The organism is Halomonas sp. THAF12 (assembly GCF_009363675.1).
In the GTDB taxonomy this organism is placed as follows: domain Bacteria; phylum Pseudomonadota; class Gammaproteobacteria; order Pseudomonadales; family Halomonadaceae; genus Halomonas; species Halomonas smyrnensis.
The window spans coordinates 1,135,496-1,151,851 of the sequence record NZ_CP045399.1; the positions used below are offsets into that span (position 1 = coordinate 1,135,496).

The window sequence follows — 16,356 nt, forward strand, 5'->3', positions numbered from 1 at the left end:
TCACGTGGGTTTTGGCTTTCTGATAACCAAAAGGTATCACTTGGCGGGGGATTCTCATTGGTCGGTCTTGCTTCACGTGGGTAGAACTTTTCCCAGAAGCAAATCGCGTTCAATGCCAGAGAGGGGAGTCCATGAGCGAGGTCACCATCAAGCAGGTCCGTGCCTTTACCGTTCGCGGTGGGGGAGCGGACTACCACGATCAGGCCGAGGGCCACTGGATCGATTCGCAGATCGCCACGCCGATGAGCAAGTATCCGGAGTACCGGATGAATCGCCGCAGCTTCGGGCTCAATGTGCTCGGCACCCTGGTGGTGGAGCTGGAGGCCAGTGACGGGACCATCGGCTTCGCGGTGACCACTGGCGGCGAGATCGGGGCCTGGATCGTCGAGAAGCATCTGGCTCGTTTCATCGAGGGGCAGCGCGTTACCGACATCGAGAAGATCTGGGACCAGATGTTCAATGCCACGCTGTTCTACGGCCGTAAGGGCGTGGTGATCAACACCATCTCCTGCGTCGACCTGGCGTTGTGGGACCTGTTAGGCAAGGTGCGCGGCGTGCCGGTGCATCAGCTGTTGGGCGGACCGGTGCGTGACGAGCTGACCTTCTACGCGACCGGCGCGCGGCCCGATCTGGCCAAGGACATGGGCTTCATCGGCGGCAAGATGCCGCTGGTTCATGGCCCTGCCGAGGGCGAGGAAGGTCTGCGTCGTAACCTCGAGCATCTGGCCGAGATGCGCAGCGCCGTGGGCGACGACTTCTGGCTGATGTACGACTGCTGGATGAGCCTCGATCTCAACTACGCCACCCGCCTGGCACAGGGTGCTCAGGAGTACGGGCTGAAGTGGATCGAGGAGGCGCTGCCGCCCGATGACTACTGGGGCTATGCCCAGCTCAAGCGCGACGTGCCCAAGGGCATGCTGGTCAACACCGGCGAGCATGAGGCGACGCGCTGGGGCTTCCGCCTGCTGATGGAGATGGACTGTTGCGACGTCATCCAGCCTGACGTCGGCTGGTGCGGCGGCATCACCGAGCTGATCAAGATCTCGGCGCTGGCCGATGCCCACAACAAGCTTGTCGTTCCGCACGGATCCTCGGTCTACAGCTACCACTTCGTCATTACTCGCCACAACAGCCCCTTCGCTGAGTTCCTGATGATGGCGCCCAAGGCGGATGAGGTGGTGCCGATGTTCAACCCGCTGCTGCTCGACGAGCCGGTGCCGGAAAACGGTCGCATGGCGGCATCGAAGCTGGACAAGTCCGGCTTTGGGGTGCGCCTGAATCCCGAGTGCGAGCTGGCACGCCCCTATACCCATTGAGTCGACACGCCAACGACCAGTCAAGGAGGGGAGCATGCCGATTCGCGCCTTTCGCATGACACTGCATCCCGGCCAGGAAGCCGAGTATCGGCGTCGCCATGATGCCCTCTGGCCGGAACTCGCCGCGGCGCTGAGCGAGGCCGGCATCGAGGACTATCGCATCTTCCTCGACGGCGAGACGCGGCATCTGTTCGCCATCATGGTGCTGCACGAGGAACACCGGGTCGACGCGCTGCCCGACCTGCCGGTGATGCGCCGCTGGTGGGACTACATGGCCGACATCATGGACACTCGTGAGGACAATGCCCCCGTCAGCGTCCCGCTTGACGAGGTATTTGCGTTCCGACCCGGAGACCAATGATGCAAGTGATCGACCCCCATGTGCATTTCTGGGACCTCGGCCAGGGTAATCAGCCCTGGCTCGAGCACCCGTCCCCCAACCTGCTCGGCGACTACTCGCCCATGGCCCGAGACTACGGTCCGCGGGATCTGCTGGCCGACGTCGGCGACATCGAGCTGATGGGAGCGGTGCACGTCGAGGCCGATGCCGTCGACCCGCTGGCTGAGACGCGCTGGCTGGCCGGGCTGGTCGAAGAGGGAGGCAAGCCGGTGCTGCCCACCGCCCTGGTGGTGGGGGCCGACCTGTCGCGGCCGGAGGCCGGCGAGTTGCTCGCGGCTCAGTGCGCGATTTCCGACCGGGTACGCGGCGTGCGCCAGATCCTCAACGTTCATGCCGACCCGCTGTACGACTATGTCGGGCGCCACTACATGGCCGAGCCGTCCTGGTGCGAGAACTTCCGTCTGCTGGCGCGTCACGAGCTGTCGTTTGACCTGCAGCTCTATCCGTCGCAGATGCCACAGGCGGCGCGCCTTGCCGAGACGCATCCCGATATCCCGCTGGTGGTCAACCATGCCGGCATGTACGTGGACCGCCACGGCGTGACCGGCTGGCGCGAATGGCGCGATGGCCTGCGCCAGTTGGCCGCGCGTGACAACGTCAGGCTCAAGCTCAGCGGCTTCGGCATGCTCGATCATCACTGGACGATAGGCAGCATCCGCCCGCTGATCCTCGAGGCGCTCGATGCCTTCGGGGTCGAGCGCTGCATGTTCGCCTCCAACTTCCCGGTGGATGGCCTCTATGCCCGGTATCCGGCGATCTGGCGGGCCTATGCCGAGATCGTCGCCGATGCGTCGCCGGACGAACGGCGGGCGCTGTTCATGGACAACGCCCGGCGCACCTATCGCCTGTAAGACAGACCACGCCTGCCTCGGGGCAGTCCCCGCGAGGCAGGCCCCATTCGCCAACTTCAGGAGCCTTCATGCTGCTCAACGATAAATCCGTCATCATCACCGGCGCGTCCCGCGGCATCGGGCGTGCCGCCGCCCTGGAGTGCGCCCGCCAGGGCGCCAACGTGGTCATCGGCTACAGCGGCAGCGAGTCCAGCCGTCCCGGCGTCGAGGCGCTGATCGCCGAGATCGAGGCGTTGGGGCGCCGCGCCTGCGCCGTGGGCGCCCCGGCCGGCGATCCCGACACGGGCGACAAGCTGGTCGAGGCCGCGGTGGAGCACTTCGGCGGCGTCGACGTCTTCGTCAACAACGCCGGCATCTGCCCCTTCCATGCCTTCCTCGACATGCCCAAGGAGCTCTACCTGGAGACGGTCAACACCAACTTGAACGGCGCCTACTTCGCCGTCCAGGCGGCCGCCAACCAGATGAAGCGCCAGGGACGCGGCGGCGCGATCATCGCCGTGAGCTCGATCAGCGCCCTGGTGGGTGGAGGCATGCAGACACACTACACCCCGACCAAGGCCGGCCTGGTCTCGCTGATGCAGTCCTGCGCCATCGCGCTGGGGCCCTACGGCATCCGCTGCAACGCGGTCCTGCCCGGCACCATCGAGACCGACATCAACAAGGATGACCTGGCCGACGCCGAGAAGCGCGAGTACATGGTCAGCCGCACCCCGCTGGGTCGCCTGGGGCGTCCCGAGGATCTGGCCGGGCCGATCACTTTCCTGGCGTCCGACATGTCGCAGTACGTCACCGGCGCCTCGCTGCTGGTCGACGGCGGCATGTTCGTCAACCTCCAGTAACTCATTCACTCGTGGCCATGGGCCGAGGATACCCGATGCAGATGCCAACCAACTCCTTCAAGGACGCCCTGAAGCGGACGGAACCCCAGTACGGCCTGTGGGCCGGGTTCGGCACCGGCTATGCGGCCGAGATCTGTGCCACGACCGGCTACGACTGGATGCTGGTCGACGGTGAGCACGCTCCCAACAGCGTGCCGTCTATTCTTGCCCAGCTGCAGGCCGTGGCGCCCTATGCCACGGCGCCGGTGGTGCGCGCCGTCAATCAGGATCCGGCGCTGATCAAGCAGCTGCTGGATATCGGCGCCCAGACCCTGATGGTGCCGATGGTCGAGACCGCCGAGCAGGCCGAGGCGCTAGTGCGTGCCATGCGCTACCCACCGCACGGCATCCGCGGCGTCGGTGGTGGTCTGGTGCGGGCCACACGTTGGGACGGTGTTGCCGATTATCTGGCCACCGCCCATGAGGAGCTGTGCCTGATCGTCCAGGTGGAGTCGCGGCGGGGCGTCGAGAACGCCGAGGCGATCGCCGCCGTTGAAGGCGTCGATGCCGTCTTCGTCGGGCCGGCGGACCTGTCGGTGAGCATGGAGCATCCCGGTGACCCGGGCCACGCCGAGGTCCAGGAGGCCATCGAGCAGGTGATTCGCACCGTGCGCGCCGCGGGCAAACCGGTGGGCATCCTGGCACCCCAGGAGGATGACGCCCGTCGCTACGCCTCCCTGGGCTGCCACTTCATCGCCGTGGGCATCGACATCAGCCTGCTGCGCCAGGCCGCAATCGCGAATTTGGGGCGCTACCGGGACCCGGACCAGACCGCCAGTACCTCGCGGCTCTACTGAGTCAGTGATGCGTCATACCCACCAATAACAGCAACGGAGTCTTCGCCATGTCGAGTCAGCAACCGGTTTACCAGAACTATATCAACGGCGCCTTCGAGGCCGCCGGGGAGCATTTCGAGGTCTATAACCCTGCCAACGGTGAGGTGCTGTCGCGGGTTCCCGAGTCGCGTACCGTGGACGTGGAGCGCGCCCTGGCGTCGGCCCGCGGGGCTCAGAAGGCCTGGGCGGCCAAGCCGGCGGTCGAACGAGCTGCCTACCTGCGCCGGATCGCCGCGAAGATCCGCGAGGACGTACCGCGGCTGGCGCGCATCATCACCGAGGAGCAGGGCAAGGTCACGGCGCTGGCCGAGACCGAGGTTAACTTCACCGCCGACTACCTCGACTACATGGCCGAATGGGGGCGTCGCATCGAGGGCGAGATCATCGAGAGCGACCGCCCCAACGAGAACATCTTCCTGTTCCGCAAGCCGCTCGGCGTGGTTGCCGGCATCCTGCCGTGGAACTTCCCGTTCTTCTTGATCGCGCGCAAGATGGCGCCGGCGCTGGTGACCGGCAACACCATCGTCATCAAGCCCAGCGAGGAGACCCCCAACAACTGCTTCGAGTTCGCCAAGCTGCTCGACACGGTCGGCCTGCCGGCGGGGGTGTTCAACGTGGTCAGCGGCGGCGGTGCCACCACCGGCAATGCGCTGACCAGCAGCGCCGAGGCCGACATGATCAGCTTCACCGGCAGCGTCGCCACGGGGTCGCGCATCATGGCCAGTGCCGCCGACAACATCACCAAGCTCAATCTCGAGCTGGGTGGCAAGGCCCCTGCCATCGTGCTTGCCGACGCCGATATCGATCTGGCGGTCAAGGCGATTCATGGTTCGCGCATCATCAACAGCGGCCAGGTGTGCAATTGCGCCGAACGCGTTTACGTCCAGCGCAGCGTCGCTGACGAGTTCATCGATCGCATGGCACGGGCCATGGGTGCCACCACCTACGGCGACCCGCTGGCCCAGCCCGACGTCGACATGGGGCCGCTGATCAACCGGGCCGGTCTCGACAAGGTCGATGCCATGGTCAAGACCGCTCTTACCGACGGGGCGGAGCTGGTTACCGGCGGCGGTCTCGGCGATGCGCCTCGCGGCCATCATTATCAGCCCACCGTGCTGACCGGCTGCCGCCAGGACATGCAGATCATGCGTCAGGAGGTGTTCGGACCGGTGCTGCCGATTCAGGTCGTCGAGGACATGGACGAAGCCATCGCCCTAGCCAACGACTCCGACTACGGCCTGACCTCCTCGATCTACACCCGGAACCTGGCCAGTGCCATGCGCGCCTGCCGCGAGATCGATTACGGCGAGACCTATATCAACCGCGAGAACTTCGAAGCCATGCAGGGCTTCCACGCCGGGGTGCGCAAGTCGGGTATCGGTGGTGCCGACGGCAAACACGGCCTCTACGAGTACACCCACAGCCATGTGGTGTACCTCGAAGCCTGATCAATCTTTTGCCGAACTTCCCCTGTGAGATGCTGACAAGACGCAACAACTGCATCTCTCAGGGGGCGGAAACTGGAAAAAAGAAGGTGAAACAATGAAGTTTTCAGATATTTCCAAGAAACGCTCCTCGCTGCTGACGTACGTTTCATGTGTCGGTATGGCATGCCTGGTTCCCTGGGCATCCGCATCCGCGGAAACGACCATCCGCTTCGCTCACCATATTTCTACAGACTCGGAGCAGCATCTTGCCGCCGAGCGTTTTCGAGATCTGGTAAGCGAGTACAGCGATGGCGATTTGAAAGTGGAGATTCTTCCTGCCGGGCAAATGGGCGGGCAGCGAGAGATCATCGAGTCTGTAGAATTTGGCACTTTGGAAATGGGGTATGGAGAGTCAGGGCTTTATGCGAACTACGTTCCGGAGTTTGGTCTTCTGACGCTGCCTTACCTGTACCGCTCTGTCGACCACTGGGAAGACGTGGTGACGGGAAGTATCGGCGATCAGCTGAACCAGAGGCTAGTGGAAACTACAGGGATTCGCCCGCTTAACTGGATTCTTTCCGGATATCGCGATACCTACCTGGTCGATAAGGAGATTGAATCCCCCGAGGACTTTCAGGGGCTGAAGATTCGCGTTCCCGAGTCGCCGGTTTTTGTAAGCACCTTCTCCGAACTCGGCGCGCAGCCGACGCCCGTCCCCATGCCGGAGGTCTATACGGCGATGCAGACGGGTGTCGTCGATGCAATGGAAGGAACACCGGAAGCTGGTTATACGTTCCGTATGTATGAGGTTGCCGATCATCTTTCAAAAACGCGTCATATTCTCTTCGATGGAAGTTTTGCGATTAACGATGCCTTCTTTCAAAGCCTGAGTGAGGATGAGCGGGGCGCTATCGTCGATGCAGCACGAGAAGCGGCTTCCATGCAGCGTGCTGAATGGTCAGAGCGAGAGGAGAAGTGGCTGTCCGAACTGTCTGAAGAGGGGATATCCATCAACGACGTTGACCCTGAGCCCTTTCAGGAAGCTCTTTCAGGATTTCGTGAGGAGTTTGCCGATGAGGTCGGGGGAGAGCAGATTCTGAAAGAAATCGAGCAGCTTTGATGGAATGGAGAGGCAGCAAATGCGGCGTATAATAGATAAAGCATTTGCGACCCTGGGAGCCATGGTTGTCGTGATTTTTTCGGCAATCATGGTCTTGATGTTCTTCCAGGTGATAAATCGCTACATATTGGGGTGGTCAGCATTCTGGACCGAAGAAGTGGTACGCATGCTTCTGGTATGGCTGGTGATGCTGGGTACGCCCGTTGTCGTTTATCTGCATGAGGAAATCAAGGTCGATCTCTTTTCTATGAAAAGTGCTCGGCTGTTACGGGCTCAGAGCCTGCTGGTGACCGCTATTTCGATGCTGTTCTGCGCTGCACTTGCGTACTGGGGATATCTGTTCGCCCTGCGCTCGCTGGGTACCATGCAGCCCTCGCTGGGCATTTCGCGTGCCTGGCTCTATATACCCATTCCTTTGGGTAGTGTCATGACGGTGCTCGCCCTGCTCTTGCGCGGTCACAAGAGGTCCGCGGACGAGCCTACTGAAGTCGGCCATGACGATCTGAATGTTCCTGCGATGGAGAAAGAAAAATGATCGTGGCCTTGATGTTCGGAATCTTTGTCCTTTTTTTGGCTTTCGGGGTCCCCATTGCCTTCGCCATGGGGCTGAGTGCCGTGGCAGTATTGCTAGTGGATGGTGGTGTGCCGCTTCTGGTGCTGCCGCAGAGGTTTTTCAGCTCACTCGATAGTTTTCCTCTCCTGGCCATACCGCTATACGTTTTTGCGGGGAACCTGATGAACTACGGGGGCGTCACCAATGCCATCGTAGGATTCTCTCGTTCTCTTATCGGACACGTGCGCGGTGGCCTCGGGCAGGTCAATATCATGACGAGTGTGCTGTTCTCGGGCATTTCCGGTTCGGCGTCAGCCGATGTGGCCGCCGTGGGTGGAATGATGCTGCCCGCCATGAAGAAGGAAGGCTACAAGCCGCAGTGGTCTGTGGTTATTACCGCTGCTTCAGCCATTCTTGGTCCTATCATACCGCCTAGCCTCCTGATGGTGGTCTATGGTGCGATGACGGGACTGTCGATCGGCACCTTATTCCTGGCAGGAATCGTTCCCGGCCTGTTCCTGGCGGCGATCATGATGCTGCTGGTGTATTTCAAGGCCGACGAGATAGGTGCACCTCGCCATGAGCGCGCGAGATTCAAGGATATCGTCGCCATATTCTTCAAGGCGCTGCCGGCACTGGTGATGCCGGTGATTATCGTCGGTGGAATCCAGAGCGGACTCTTTACGCCAACAGAAGCCGGCGTTGTCGCTGTGGTATATGGGCTGTGCTTCGGCTGGATAACGCATCGCCTTGATTTCCGGAAAACCTATCATTTTGCCTTTCGGTCGGTCGTGACCTCCTCGAGTATCCTCATTATTCTCGGTAGTGCGGCACTGTTCAGTTGGATCATTGCCAGAGAAGGGGTTCCAGCGCTGCTGGCGGCTTGGCTTTCCTCGGTGACTAGTGAGCCGATGATTGTCCTGGCGCTGATCGTGCTGTCCCTTATCGTGGTTGGCATGTTTGTCGAGACGATTTCCGCTCTGATTCTGGTTGTTCCTATCCTGACGCCGATTGCTCAGTCCTTTGGCTTCGACATGATTCACTTCTCCATTGTGGTCATCGTCGCCATTCTCTTGGGATCGCTCACACCACCGGTTGCCTTGATCATCTTGATGGGGTGCAAGATTGCCGAAGTGGATTACATGAAAACCATGCGCCCACTGGCTCCCTTCTTTGCGGTATTGGTGCTTGGCCTGCTTTGTATCATGTATTTCCCCTCCATCACGCTGGGCCTCCCATCATTTTTTGGAGCCTTGAATTGACGGTCTTCAGCGTGAAAGTGACGTGTGATAAGCAATTCCCGGTCTGAGCAATTTTTTAAGCAATAATAAAAGAGGTTGCACGCCATGAGTGACGGTACAACGACGGATGTAGTGGAAGGAGAAAACGCCGGCGGCGGCGAATATGAACGACAGCCCGTTCCCGGCAATGCGCGGATGGGCTTCAAGAACTTCCTCGGCATGTATGCGGGCGAGCATACCGCCGGCACTGAGCTGATGATCGGCCCGCTGTTCGTACTGGCAGGCGTGTCCGCCTTCGATGTGGTCATGGGGCTGTTGATCGGTAATGCTCTGGCGGTGCTGAGCTGGCTGCTGCTCACCGCCCCCATCGCTACGCGGGTTCGTCTGACGCTCTACTATCAGCTCGAGAAGATCGCCGGTCGCTATACGGTGATTCTTTACAACCTGGCCAACGGCCTGGCGTTCTGTTTCCTGGCTGGGGCCATGATCACGGTGTCTGCCACCGCCGTGGGCGTCTGGTTCGGCTTCCCGCTGCCGACGCTGTCGGACCTGATGCCCAACAGCGTCGGCTGGGTGCTCAGCGTCCTCGCGGTGGGCATCGTGATCACGCTGGTGGCCGCCTACGGCTATCGTTTCGTCTCCTGGTTCGCCAACATCGCCGCGCCCTGGATGGTGTTGATCTTTCTCGGTTTCGGCATCGTCTCGCTGAAGTGGTTCATCGATGCCACGGGCAGTGGCGTCGGTTCCGCCACCGACCTCTGGACGCTGGCCGAGACCGCAATCTGGACCGGTGTGCAGGTGCCCGGCCAGCCGGACTTCTCCATCTGGCACGTGATCTTCTTCGCCTGGTTCGCCAACATGGCAATGCACGTCGGTATGGCCGATCTGTCGGTGCTGCGTTTTGCCCGCAAGAGCTGGTTCAGCATCGCCTCGGCGGCCGGGATGTACGTCGGCCACTTCATGGCCTGGCTGGCCGCTTCCATGCTGTTTGCCTTCCAGATGTATCAGGCGGGCCTGACGTCCGATAGTGCCATGATCGCTGCGGCGCAGGCCGGTGACATACCCAACCCGCTGCCGGGCCCCCTGGCCGATCAGGCGCTGGGCGTGGCGGGGCTGATCTGCGTGATCATCGCCGGCTGGACCACCGCCAATCCGACGATCTATCGCGCAGGCCTGGCTTTCCAGGCGGTGATCCCCCAGGTCTCCCGCTTCAAGGTGACCATCGGGACGGGGCTCTTGACCACCTTCGTGGCGATGTTCCCGGGCGTGGCGATGCAGCTGCTGGGTTTCGTGGCGCTGTATGGTCTGTTGCTCATGCCGATCGGTGCGGTGATCGTCATCGACTACTGGGTCCTGCCGAAGCTGGGGCTCAAGAGCTTCTATGCCGAGTTCGCGGGTCAGCGCATCACCTATCCTGTGCTGGGCACCTGGCTGATCACCCTGGCGATCTGCCTGGCTCTGGTGCAGTACGCCGAGATCGAGATCTTCTTCGTCGCCCTGCCGGGCTGGTTCATCGCCGCGGCGCTGTTCATCGGCCTGAGTTTCATGGCTCAGCGCGCCAGCGCTAGCCATGGTATCAACGCCCGTTCCACACAGATGGCCGCGACGGCCTCGGACAAGGAGTAACGACCATGCGCAAACTGCTTCAGAGCGTCTCCGCCGCGATGTTGGTGCTGACGGTGCTGTTTCCGGTACTTTATCTGATGAATGCCGTGAGCGAGTCCACGATGAAGTGGGCCATGCTGGTGGTGACGATCGTCTGGTTCACAGTCACGCCGCTGTGGATGGGGCGCGAGGAGCCGGGGGTCGCCAGCGGTACCGACTGACGCACCCACGGTCATGAAGTGTTTAGGCTCCAGAGCTGGGTGATGCTCTGGAGCCTTTCTTTTGGTCAGTTCATGACGCAAAGCGTGGCGGTCTGCTGTGGGCCCTTCGTCACTGCTGGTAGAAGCAGGCTCTACTGATTCCAGAACACAGGTTCAATGATAGCCCCGGGCCTGCAGCCGGAACAGTCGCGCATAGCGGCCGTCGAGCGCCATCAGGCTCGCGTGGTCGCCGCGCTCGAGGATGCGTCCGCCGTCGATGACCAGTATCTGGTCGGCGGCGCGCACGGTGGAGAAGCGGTGCGAGATCAGCACCGTCATCTTGTCACGGGCATGCTCGCGGAAGTCGCCATAGACCGCCGCCTCGGCGGCGGCGTCCATGGCCGCGGTGGGCTCGTCGAGCACCAGGATGTCGGCCTCCTCGCGCATGTAGGCGCGGGACAGGGCGATCTTCTGCCACTGGCCGCCCGAGAGCTCCTGGCCGCCCTTGAACCAGCGCCCGAGCTGGGTGTGATAGCCGCCCGGCATGTCGGCGATGAAGTCCTCGGCCAGGCCGCGGCGGGCGGCCTGCTGCCAGCGGGCCTCGTCCTCGAAGGCGGCCACGTCGCCGGCGCCCAGGTTCTCGCCGACCTTGAGCTGGTAGCGCACGAAGTCCTGGAAGATCACCCCGATGCGCCGGTGCAGGGTCGCCCGGTCCCAGGCGCGCAGGTCGCTGCCGTCGAGCAGGATGCGCCCCTCGGTGGGATCGTAGAGGCGGGTCAGCAGCTTGATCAGGGTGGTCTTGCCCGAGCCGTTGACGCCGACCAGCGCCAGGCTGTGGCCGGGCGTCAGATGCAGGTCGATGCCGGACAGCGCGGCCTTGTCGGCGCCGGGGTAGGTGAAGCCCACGCCCTCGAAGCGGATGCCGTCGCCGGGGCTGTCGCCTTCGGTGAGATGCCCGCTCTCCTCGGGCACCGGCTGCTCCAGGTACTCGTAGAGGTTGGAGAGGTAGAGGTTGTCCTCGTACATGCCGCCGATGGCGGTCAGGCTCGCCGACAGCGCCGCCTGGCCCTGCTTGAAGACCATCAGGTACATGGTCATCTCGCCCAGCGTCAGCCGGCCCGCGACGGTATCGGCCACCACCCAGGCGTAGGCGGCGTAGAAGGCCAGGGTGCCGAGCAGGCCGAGCAGGAAGCCCCAGGTCTCGCGGCGGATCGTCAGTCGCCGGTCCTCGGCGTAGAGGGTCTCGAAGATGCGCCGGTAGCGGTCGAGCAGCAGCGGCTCGAGGCCGAACAGCTTGACCTCCTTGATGCTGTCCTCCCGGGCCAGCACGGTCTCCAGATACATCTGCATGCGGGTCTGGGGCGACCGCCAGCGGAACAGCCGGAAGGCGTCGCCGGAGAAGCGCGCCTCGGAGAGAAACACCGGCAGGGCGCCGATCACCAGCACCAGCAGCGCCCAGGGCGAGAAGCCGACCAGCAGCACGCCGAAGCTGGCCAGGGAGATGGCGTTCTGCAGCAGCGAGAAGGTCTTGTTGACCAGCCCCAGCGGGCGGGTCGAGGCCTCGCGTCGGGCCCGGGTCAGCTTGTCGTAGAACTCCGAGTCCTCGAACTGGGCGAGCGTGAGGGTGCCGGCCTTCTCCAGGATCATGACGTTGACCTTCTGGCCGAGCAGGGCGCGCAGCAGCGACTGCTGGGCGGCCAGCCCGCGCTGGGCCAGGGCGATCAGCGCCACCACGCCGGCTTCCAGCAGCACGAAGCGCAGCACCGGCCACAGCTCGGGCATCAGCGGCGTGCCGGCCTGATGGCGCTCCATGGCGGCCACCACCCCGTCGACGATCAGCTGGCCGACCCAGGCGGCCACGGCGGGCATCACGCCGGCCACCAGGGTGCACAGGGCGAGCCCCAGGGTCAGGCGGCGCGAGGTCTGCCACACCAGGCCCAGCGCCCGATGGCTGTAGCGGAACACCCCGAGCATGGCCAGGGGCGACGAGACGGAGGAGGGCGGTGCGGCGCGCGAGGACAAGGGCGGGCTCCGTGTCGGCGAGAGGCCCCCGTCTAGCGGAGGAGGCGGCCGACGTGAGAGAGGGGCGATACGACGACGCCCCGCACGGGGCGGGGCGTCGTCATGGGGACGGCGGGAGCGGGGCGGTCAGCTGCCATCGTCGGCGGTGGCACCCGGCTCGGCGCCGGTGCTGGCCACCGTGGTGCCGGTCTCGCCGCTCTCCAGGGCCGCCAGCATCGGCTCGGCCTCGTTCTGGAAGGCGACCAGGGCATCACCGCTCAGGCCCTGATGCTCCGGCAGTTCCACCTTCATGGCGTCCACCTGGGTGTTGTTGACCATGACCTCGTAGTGCAGGTGGGCACCGGTGCTGCGTCCGGTGTTGCCGGAGAGCGCGATGCGCTCGCCGCGCGTCACCCGCTCGCCGCGGCTGACCAGGGGCTTGGAGAGGTGCAGGTAGCGGGTCTTGTAGCCGTTGTCGTGGCGGATCACGATGTAGCGGCCGGCCAGGGGATGGTTGCCCACCAGCTCGACGCGGCCGTCGGCCGGGGCGTCGACCGGGGTGCCGGACGGCATGGCGAAGTCGGTGCCCTTGTGAGGGCTGATGCGGCCGGTGACCGGGTGGTGGCGGCGCAGGTTGAAGCTGGAGCTGATGCGGTAGTGGCCGCTGAACGGATAGCGGTCGAAGGCCGGGTCCAGGCTTTCGCCGTCCGGGGTGTAGAAGCGGTTGTCCTCGGCGTTGCGCACCAGGGTCAGGTCCATGCGCGACCCCTCGTAGCTGACCGCCAGCACGCGCGGATCGAGGTCCTCGCCGTCGATCAGGTCGGATTCCACCAGCACGCTGAAACGGTCGCCGCGACGGGTGTCGCGGCGAAAGTCGAGTTTCTTTTCCAGCACGTGGGAGAGCTCGGCCACCTCGGCGCTGTTCAGGCCGGTGGCCTGGGCGGAGCGCGCGAAGCTGCCGCTGACCGTACCGGCGTAGAGGCGCTGCGTGGCCTCGCCGGTGCGTTCGATGGTGGCCACGTCCAGGCCGCCCTCGTCGCTGCGCTCGATCTGGTAGCCGGTGCGGGCGTTCTTCATCATCCGCATCGACAGCAGCTCGCCCTGCTCGTCGAGCTGGTATTCGAAGCGGTCGCCGGCGCGCCAGTGGGTGAGCAGGCGAGGCTCCGGCATGGCCTCGAGCAGGGCGGTGACTTCGCTGTAGCCCAGTCCCAGGTTCTCCTGGGCCATGATCGCGAAGGTATCGCCGGACTCGACGGTGTAGGCCAGCCATTCGGGCACGTAGGGCTCGTCGGCGTCGATCTCGTCCTCGAGCACGATCGGGCCGTCGTCGAACAGCTCGAGCTCGTCGGAGGAGATGTCCTCGTAGGAGGTGGCATCGGCGATGAGCTGCTCGTCGGCGGCCAGCATGCCGCTGCCCACGGTGCCGACCACGATCGCCAGGTGGCGCGCGGTGTCGTCGAGCTGCGGGGCGGTGACCTCGGCGTCCTCGATGTCGCCGCTCGCGTGAGCGGCGCGGGCGAAGTCCACGTCGACGATCTCGGACGCGGGCAGCTGGGAGAGGGGAATGGCCTCCAGGGTGGCGTCCTTGGCACGCGACGCCAGTTGGATGGCTTCGGAGACCGGGGCGCGATCCAGGGCGAGAGAGGGAACGCCGGGACTGGCGTCTTCGCCGAGGGCGATCAGGACGCTGTCCTGGTCCTGACCGCCCTGACGGGCGTCCTCGACGGACGTCAGAATCTTGTGGGCGCCCAGCACGGTGACCATGGTGGCAACGGGCAACAGCAGCAACTTGTGCGTGCGGGGCAGCGAACGAAGAATTCGCATGATGTTTTTTGGCCTGGTGAATAGGTGTAAATGCTTAAAAAGGCACTAGAACCTTAACCCATGATGATTAGGGTGCCTAGGCTGTACACCTATACAGCAGGGTGCGGAGCCGTCCCGTCAGGCCCGGGCCGGATCCGCGAACAGTGTTTATTAACTCCTTGACCGTGCCATGCATCGACCCCGTCTGGCAAGTCGGTCGAGCATCCGTTAGACGAAGGTCCCATCCCGATAGTCGCGCAATGCCCGGTCGAGCTCGTGGCGATGGTTCATCACGAAGGGGCCGTAATGGGCGATAGGCTCACCGTGGGGTTCGCCCGCCAGCAGCAGGGCCCGGGCCCCTGCGGCGCTGGTCAGTGACAGGCGATCGCCCGCGCCGAGGTGCACCAGTTCGCCCCGGGTGACGCCGTCGCCCGCCACCGAGAGTTCACCGGCGAAGACGAACACCAGCAGGGTGGTGGCGCGAGACGACAGCGTCAGCTCGCCGCCGGCGTCGAGCTCGAGATGGGCCACGCCGGCGCGGCCCGCCAGGGCCTCGAGCGGGCCGCTGATGCGTTCGCCGTCGGTCGCCTGCCAGTCGCCGCCCAGCGCCGTCAGCCGAGCGCCCGGCCTCGCCAGATGCGACATCGCATCGCGGCGCACGTCGCGATAGGTCGGCTCGCCGAGCTTGTCCGCGGCGGCCAGGTTGAGCCATAGCTGGAAGGCGTGCAGGCCCTCGGCATCGGCGAAGGGCGTCTCGCCGTGGATGATGCCGCGGCCGGTGTGCATCCACTGGGCGTCTCCGGGGCCGATGCTCGAGTGATGGCCGAGGTGATCCTCGTGGCGCAGGCCGCCGTGGAGCACGTAGGTCAGGGTCTGGATGCCGCGATGGGGGTGCGGCGGGAAGCCGCCGATGGCGTCGTCGTGGGGCGCCGCCTCGAGCTCGTCGAGCATCAGGAAGGGATCCAGGCCGCCGCCGAAGTCGTGCAGGCGGCGGATGGCGACGCCGTCGCCGTCCTGGCTGGGATGGCTCCTGAGGCGGCGATCGGGGCGGCGGTCGATGGGCTGGGTCATCGTCTCGAACTCCCTGGTGATGATGGAATGACTGGCATTCTAGGCCGATTTTTTCGAAGATTAAGCGCAACGTTTCGCGCATTACATTCGAGGAAATCGAACATGTCCCGTGTCACCCTCGCCCAGTGGCAGATGCTGGCCGCCGTGGTCGATCATGGCGGCTTCTCGCGGGCCGCCGAGGCCATCCACAAGAGCCCCTCGACGCTCAATCACGCGGTGCACAAGCTGGAGGAGCAGCTCGGCGTGGCGGTGCTGGAGCCGGTGGGCCGCCAGGTGCGGTTGACCGAGGCCGGCGAGATGCTGCTGCGGCGCGCCCGCCAGCTGCTCGACAACGCCTCGTCGCTGGAGGATGTGGCCTCGCGGCTGGCCGAGGGGCTGGAGGCGGAGATCGTGCTGGCCATCGACCAGCTCTTTCCGCCGGACGCCCTGGCGCGGGCGCTGGATGCCTTCTCCGCGGCCTTTCCCTATGTGCGGGTGCAGCTGCACGAGACGGTGCTCAACGGCGGCGTCGAGATGCTCCAGGAGGGCGAGGCCGACCTGCTGGTCTCGGGGGTCGGTGCCCGAGGCTTCCTCGGCGAACCGCTGGTGACGGTGCGCTTCGTCGCCGTGGCTCATCCCGATCATGCCCTGCACCGGTTGGGGCGCGCGCTCGACCTGCGCGATCTGGAACAGCATCGCCAGCTGGTGGTGCGCGATTCCGCGCAAGGGCAGGCCCAGGATGCCGGTTGGCTCAAGGCCGAGCAGCGCTGGACGGTGAGTCACCTCGACACCTCCATCGGCATGCTGGAGCGCAACCTCGGCTTCGCCTGGGTGCCGGAAACGCGCCTCGGCGACAGCCTGGAGGCCGGGCGGCTCAAGCCGCTGCCGCTCACCGCCGGCGGGGTGCGGCAGGTGCCTCTCCAGCTCATTCACCGCGATGAGGACCGCGCCGGGCCGGCCACCCGGGCCATGGCCCAGCAGCTGCGCGACAGCCTGCGCGAGGTCGACGTCGGCGAATCTTTCGAAGAAAACGAACGGTGAGGGCCAAAAACTGCGCTTGAGCTTCGATTTCCTC

General features: G+C 64.3%; 15 protein-coding genes. 12 read left to right on the top strand and 3 right to left on the bottom strand.

All coding sequences use genetic code 11. The features are described from left to right. The first annotated feature begins 131 nt into the window (after positions 1-131). The 11 genes from rhmD to FIU88_RS05160 all read left to right on the top strand — a co-directional run bounded on the left by rhmD (position 132) and on the right by FIU88_RS05160 (position 10,448). Entirely contained in the window at positions 132-1,316 is a 1,185-nt protein-coding gene (gene rhmD / locus FIU88_RS05110) for an L-rhamnonate dehydratase (protein WP_152478414.1), read from the top strand. Between the two features lie 34 nt (positions 1,317-1,350). Then, a complete protein-coding gene (rhaM, locus tag FIU88_RS05115; RefSeq protein ID WP_152478415.1) occupies positions 1,351-1,677 on the top strand; it encodes an L-rhamnose mutarotase in 327 nt (108 codons plus the stop codon). Further along, positions 1,677-2,567: an amidohydrolase gene (locus tag FIU88_RS05120; RefSeq protein ID WP_152478416.1), complete on the top strand. Its 891-nt coding sequence runs from the start codon at positions 1,677-1,679 to the stop codon at positions 2,565-2,567. Before rhaM ends, FIU88_RS05120 begins: the two co-directional genes overlap by 1 nt. Positions 2,568-2,635: 68 nt before the next feature. Continuing rightward, positions 2,636-3,406: an SDR family NAD(P)-dependent oxidoreductase gene (locus FIU88_RS05125; protein WP_152478417.1), complete on the top strand. Its 771-nt coding sequence runs from the start codon at positions 2,636-2,638 to the stop codon at positions 3,404-3,406. Positions 3,407-3,441: 35 nt separating this feature from the next. Further along, positions 3,442-4,242, top strand: coding sequence for an HpcH/HpaI aldolase/citrate lyase family protein (locus FIU88_RS05130; RefSeq protein ID WP_152478418.1), 801 nt, complete (start codon positions 3,442-3,444; stop codon positions 4,240-4,242). Positions 4,243-4,289: 47 nt separating this feature from the next. After that, on the top strand, positions 4,290-5,729 hold the full coding sequence (gene aldA / locus FIU88_RS05135; protein ID WP_152478419.1) for an aldehyde dehydrogenase: 1,440 nt from the start codon (positions 4,290-4,292) through the stop codon (positions 5,727-5,729). Between the two features lie 94 nt (positions 5,730-5,823). Further along, complete coding sequence (locus tag FIU88_RS05140; RefSeq protein ID WP_152478420.1) at positions 5,824-6,828, top strand: TRAP transporter substrate-binding protein; 1,005 nt, start codon at positions 5,824-5,826, stop codon at positions 6,826-6,828. Between the two features lie 61 nt (positions 6,829-6,889). Beyond that, a complete protein-coding gene (locus FIU88_RS05145) occupies positions 6,890-7,363 on the top strand; it encodes a TRAP transporter small permease (protein ID WP_172977660.1) in 474 nt (157 codons plus the stop codon). Continuing rightward, entirely contained in the window at positions 7,360-8,643 is a 1,284-nt protein-coding gene (locus tag FIU88_RS05150) for a TRAP transporter large permease (protein WP_152478422.1), read from the top strand. The genes FIU88_RS05145 and FIU88_RS05150 overlap by 4 nt, the downstream gene beginning before the upstream one ends. Positions 8,644-8,727: 84 nt before the next feature. Continuing rightward, complete coding sequence (locus FIU88_RS05155; protein WP_152478423.1) at positions 8,728-10,248, top strand: cytosine permease; 1,521 nt, start codon at positions 8,728-8,730, stop codon at positions 10,246-10,248. Between the two features lie 5 nt (positions 10,249-10,253). Beyond that, positions 10,254-10,448, top strand: a complete 195-nt coding sequence (locus FIU88_RS05160; RefSeq protein ID WP_152478424.1) for a hypothetical protein — start codon at positions 10,254-10,256, stop codon at positions 10,446-10,448. 153 nt (positions 10,449-10,601) lie between these two features. Here FIU88_RS05160 and FIU88_RS05165 read toward each other — a convergent pair whose 3' ends face one another. The 3 genes from FIU88_RS05165 to FIU88_RS05175 all read right to left on the bottom strand — a co-directional run bounded on the left by FIU88_RS05165 (position 10,602) and on the right by FIU88_RS05175 (position 15,302). Continuing rightward, entirely contained in the window at positions 10,602-12,401 is a 1,800-nt protein-coding gene (locus FIU88_RS05165) for an ABC transporter ATP-binding protein (RefSeq protein ID WP_152480138.1), read from the bottom strand. A gap of 174 nt (positions 12,402-12,575) precedes the next feature. Then, positions 12,576-14,252 (bottom strand): peptidoglycan DD-metalloendopeptidase family protein, encoded by a 1,677-nt coding sequence (locus FIU88_RS05170; RefSeq protein WP_253742755.1) that lies wholly within the window; start codon positions 14,250-14,252, stop codon positions 12,576-12,578. 207 nt (positions 14,253-14,459) lie between these two features. Continuing rightward, entirely contained in the window at positions 14,460-15,302 is an 843-nt protein-coding gene (locus tag FIU88_RS05175; RefSeq protein ID WP_152478425.1) for a pirin family protein, read from the bottom strand. 102 nt (positions 15,303-15,404) lie between these two features. Here FIU88_RS05175 and FIU88_RS05180 point away from each other — a divergent pair, with 102 nt between their 5' ends. Beyond that, entirely contained in the window at positions 15,405-16,322 is a 918-nt protein-coding gene (locus FIU88_RS05180) for a LysR family transcriptional regulator (protein WP_152478426.1), read from the top strand. The last annotated feature ends 34 nt before the right edge of the window (positions 16,323-16,356 follow it).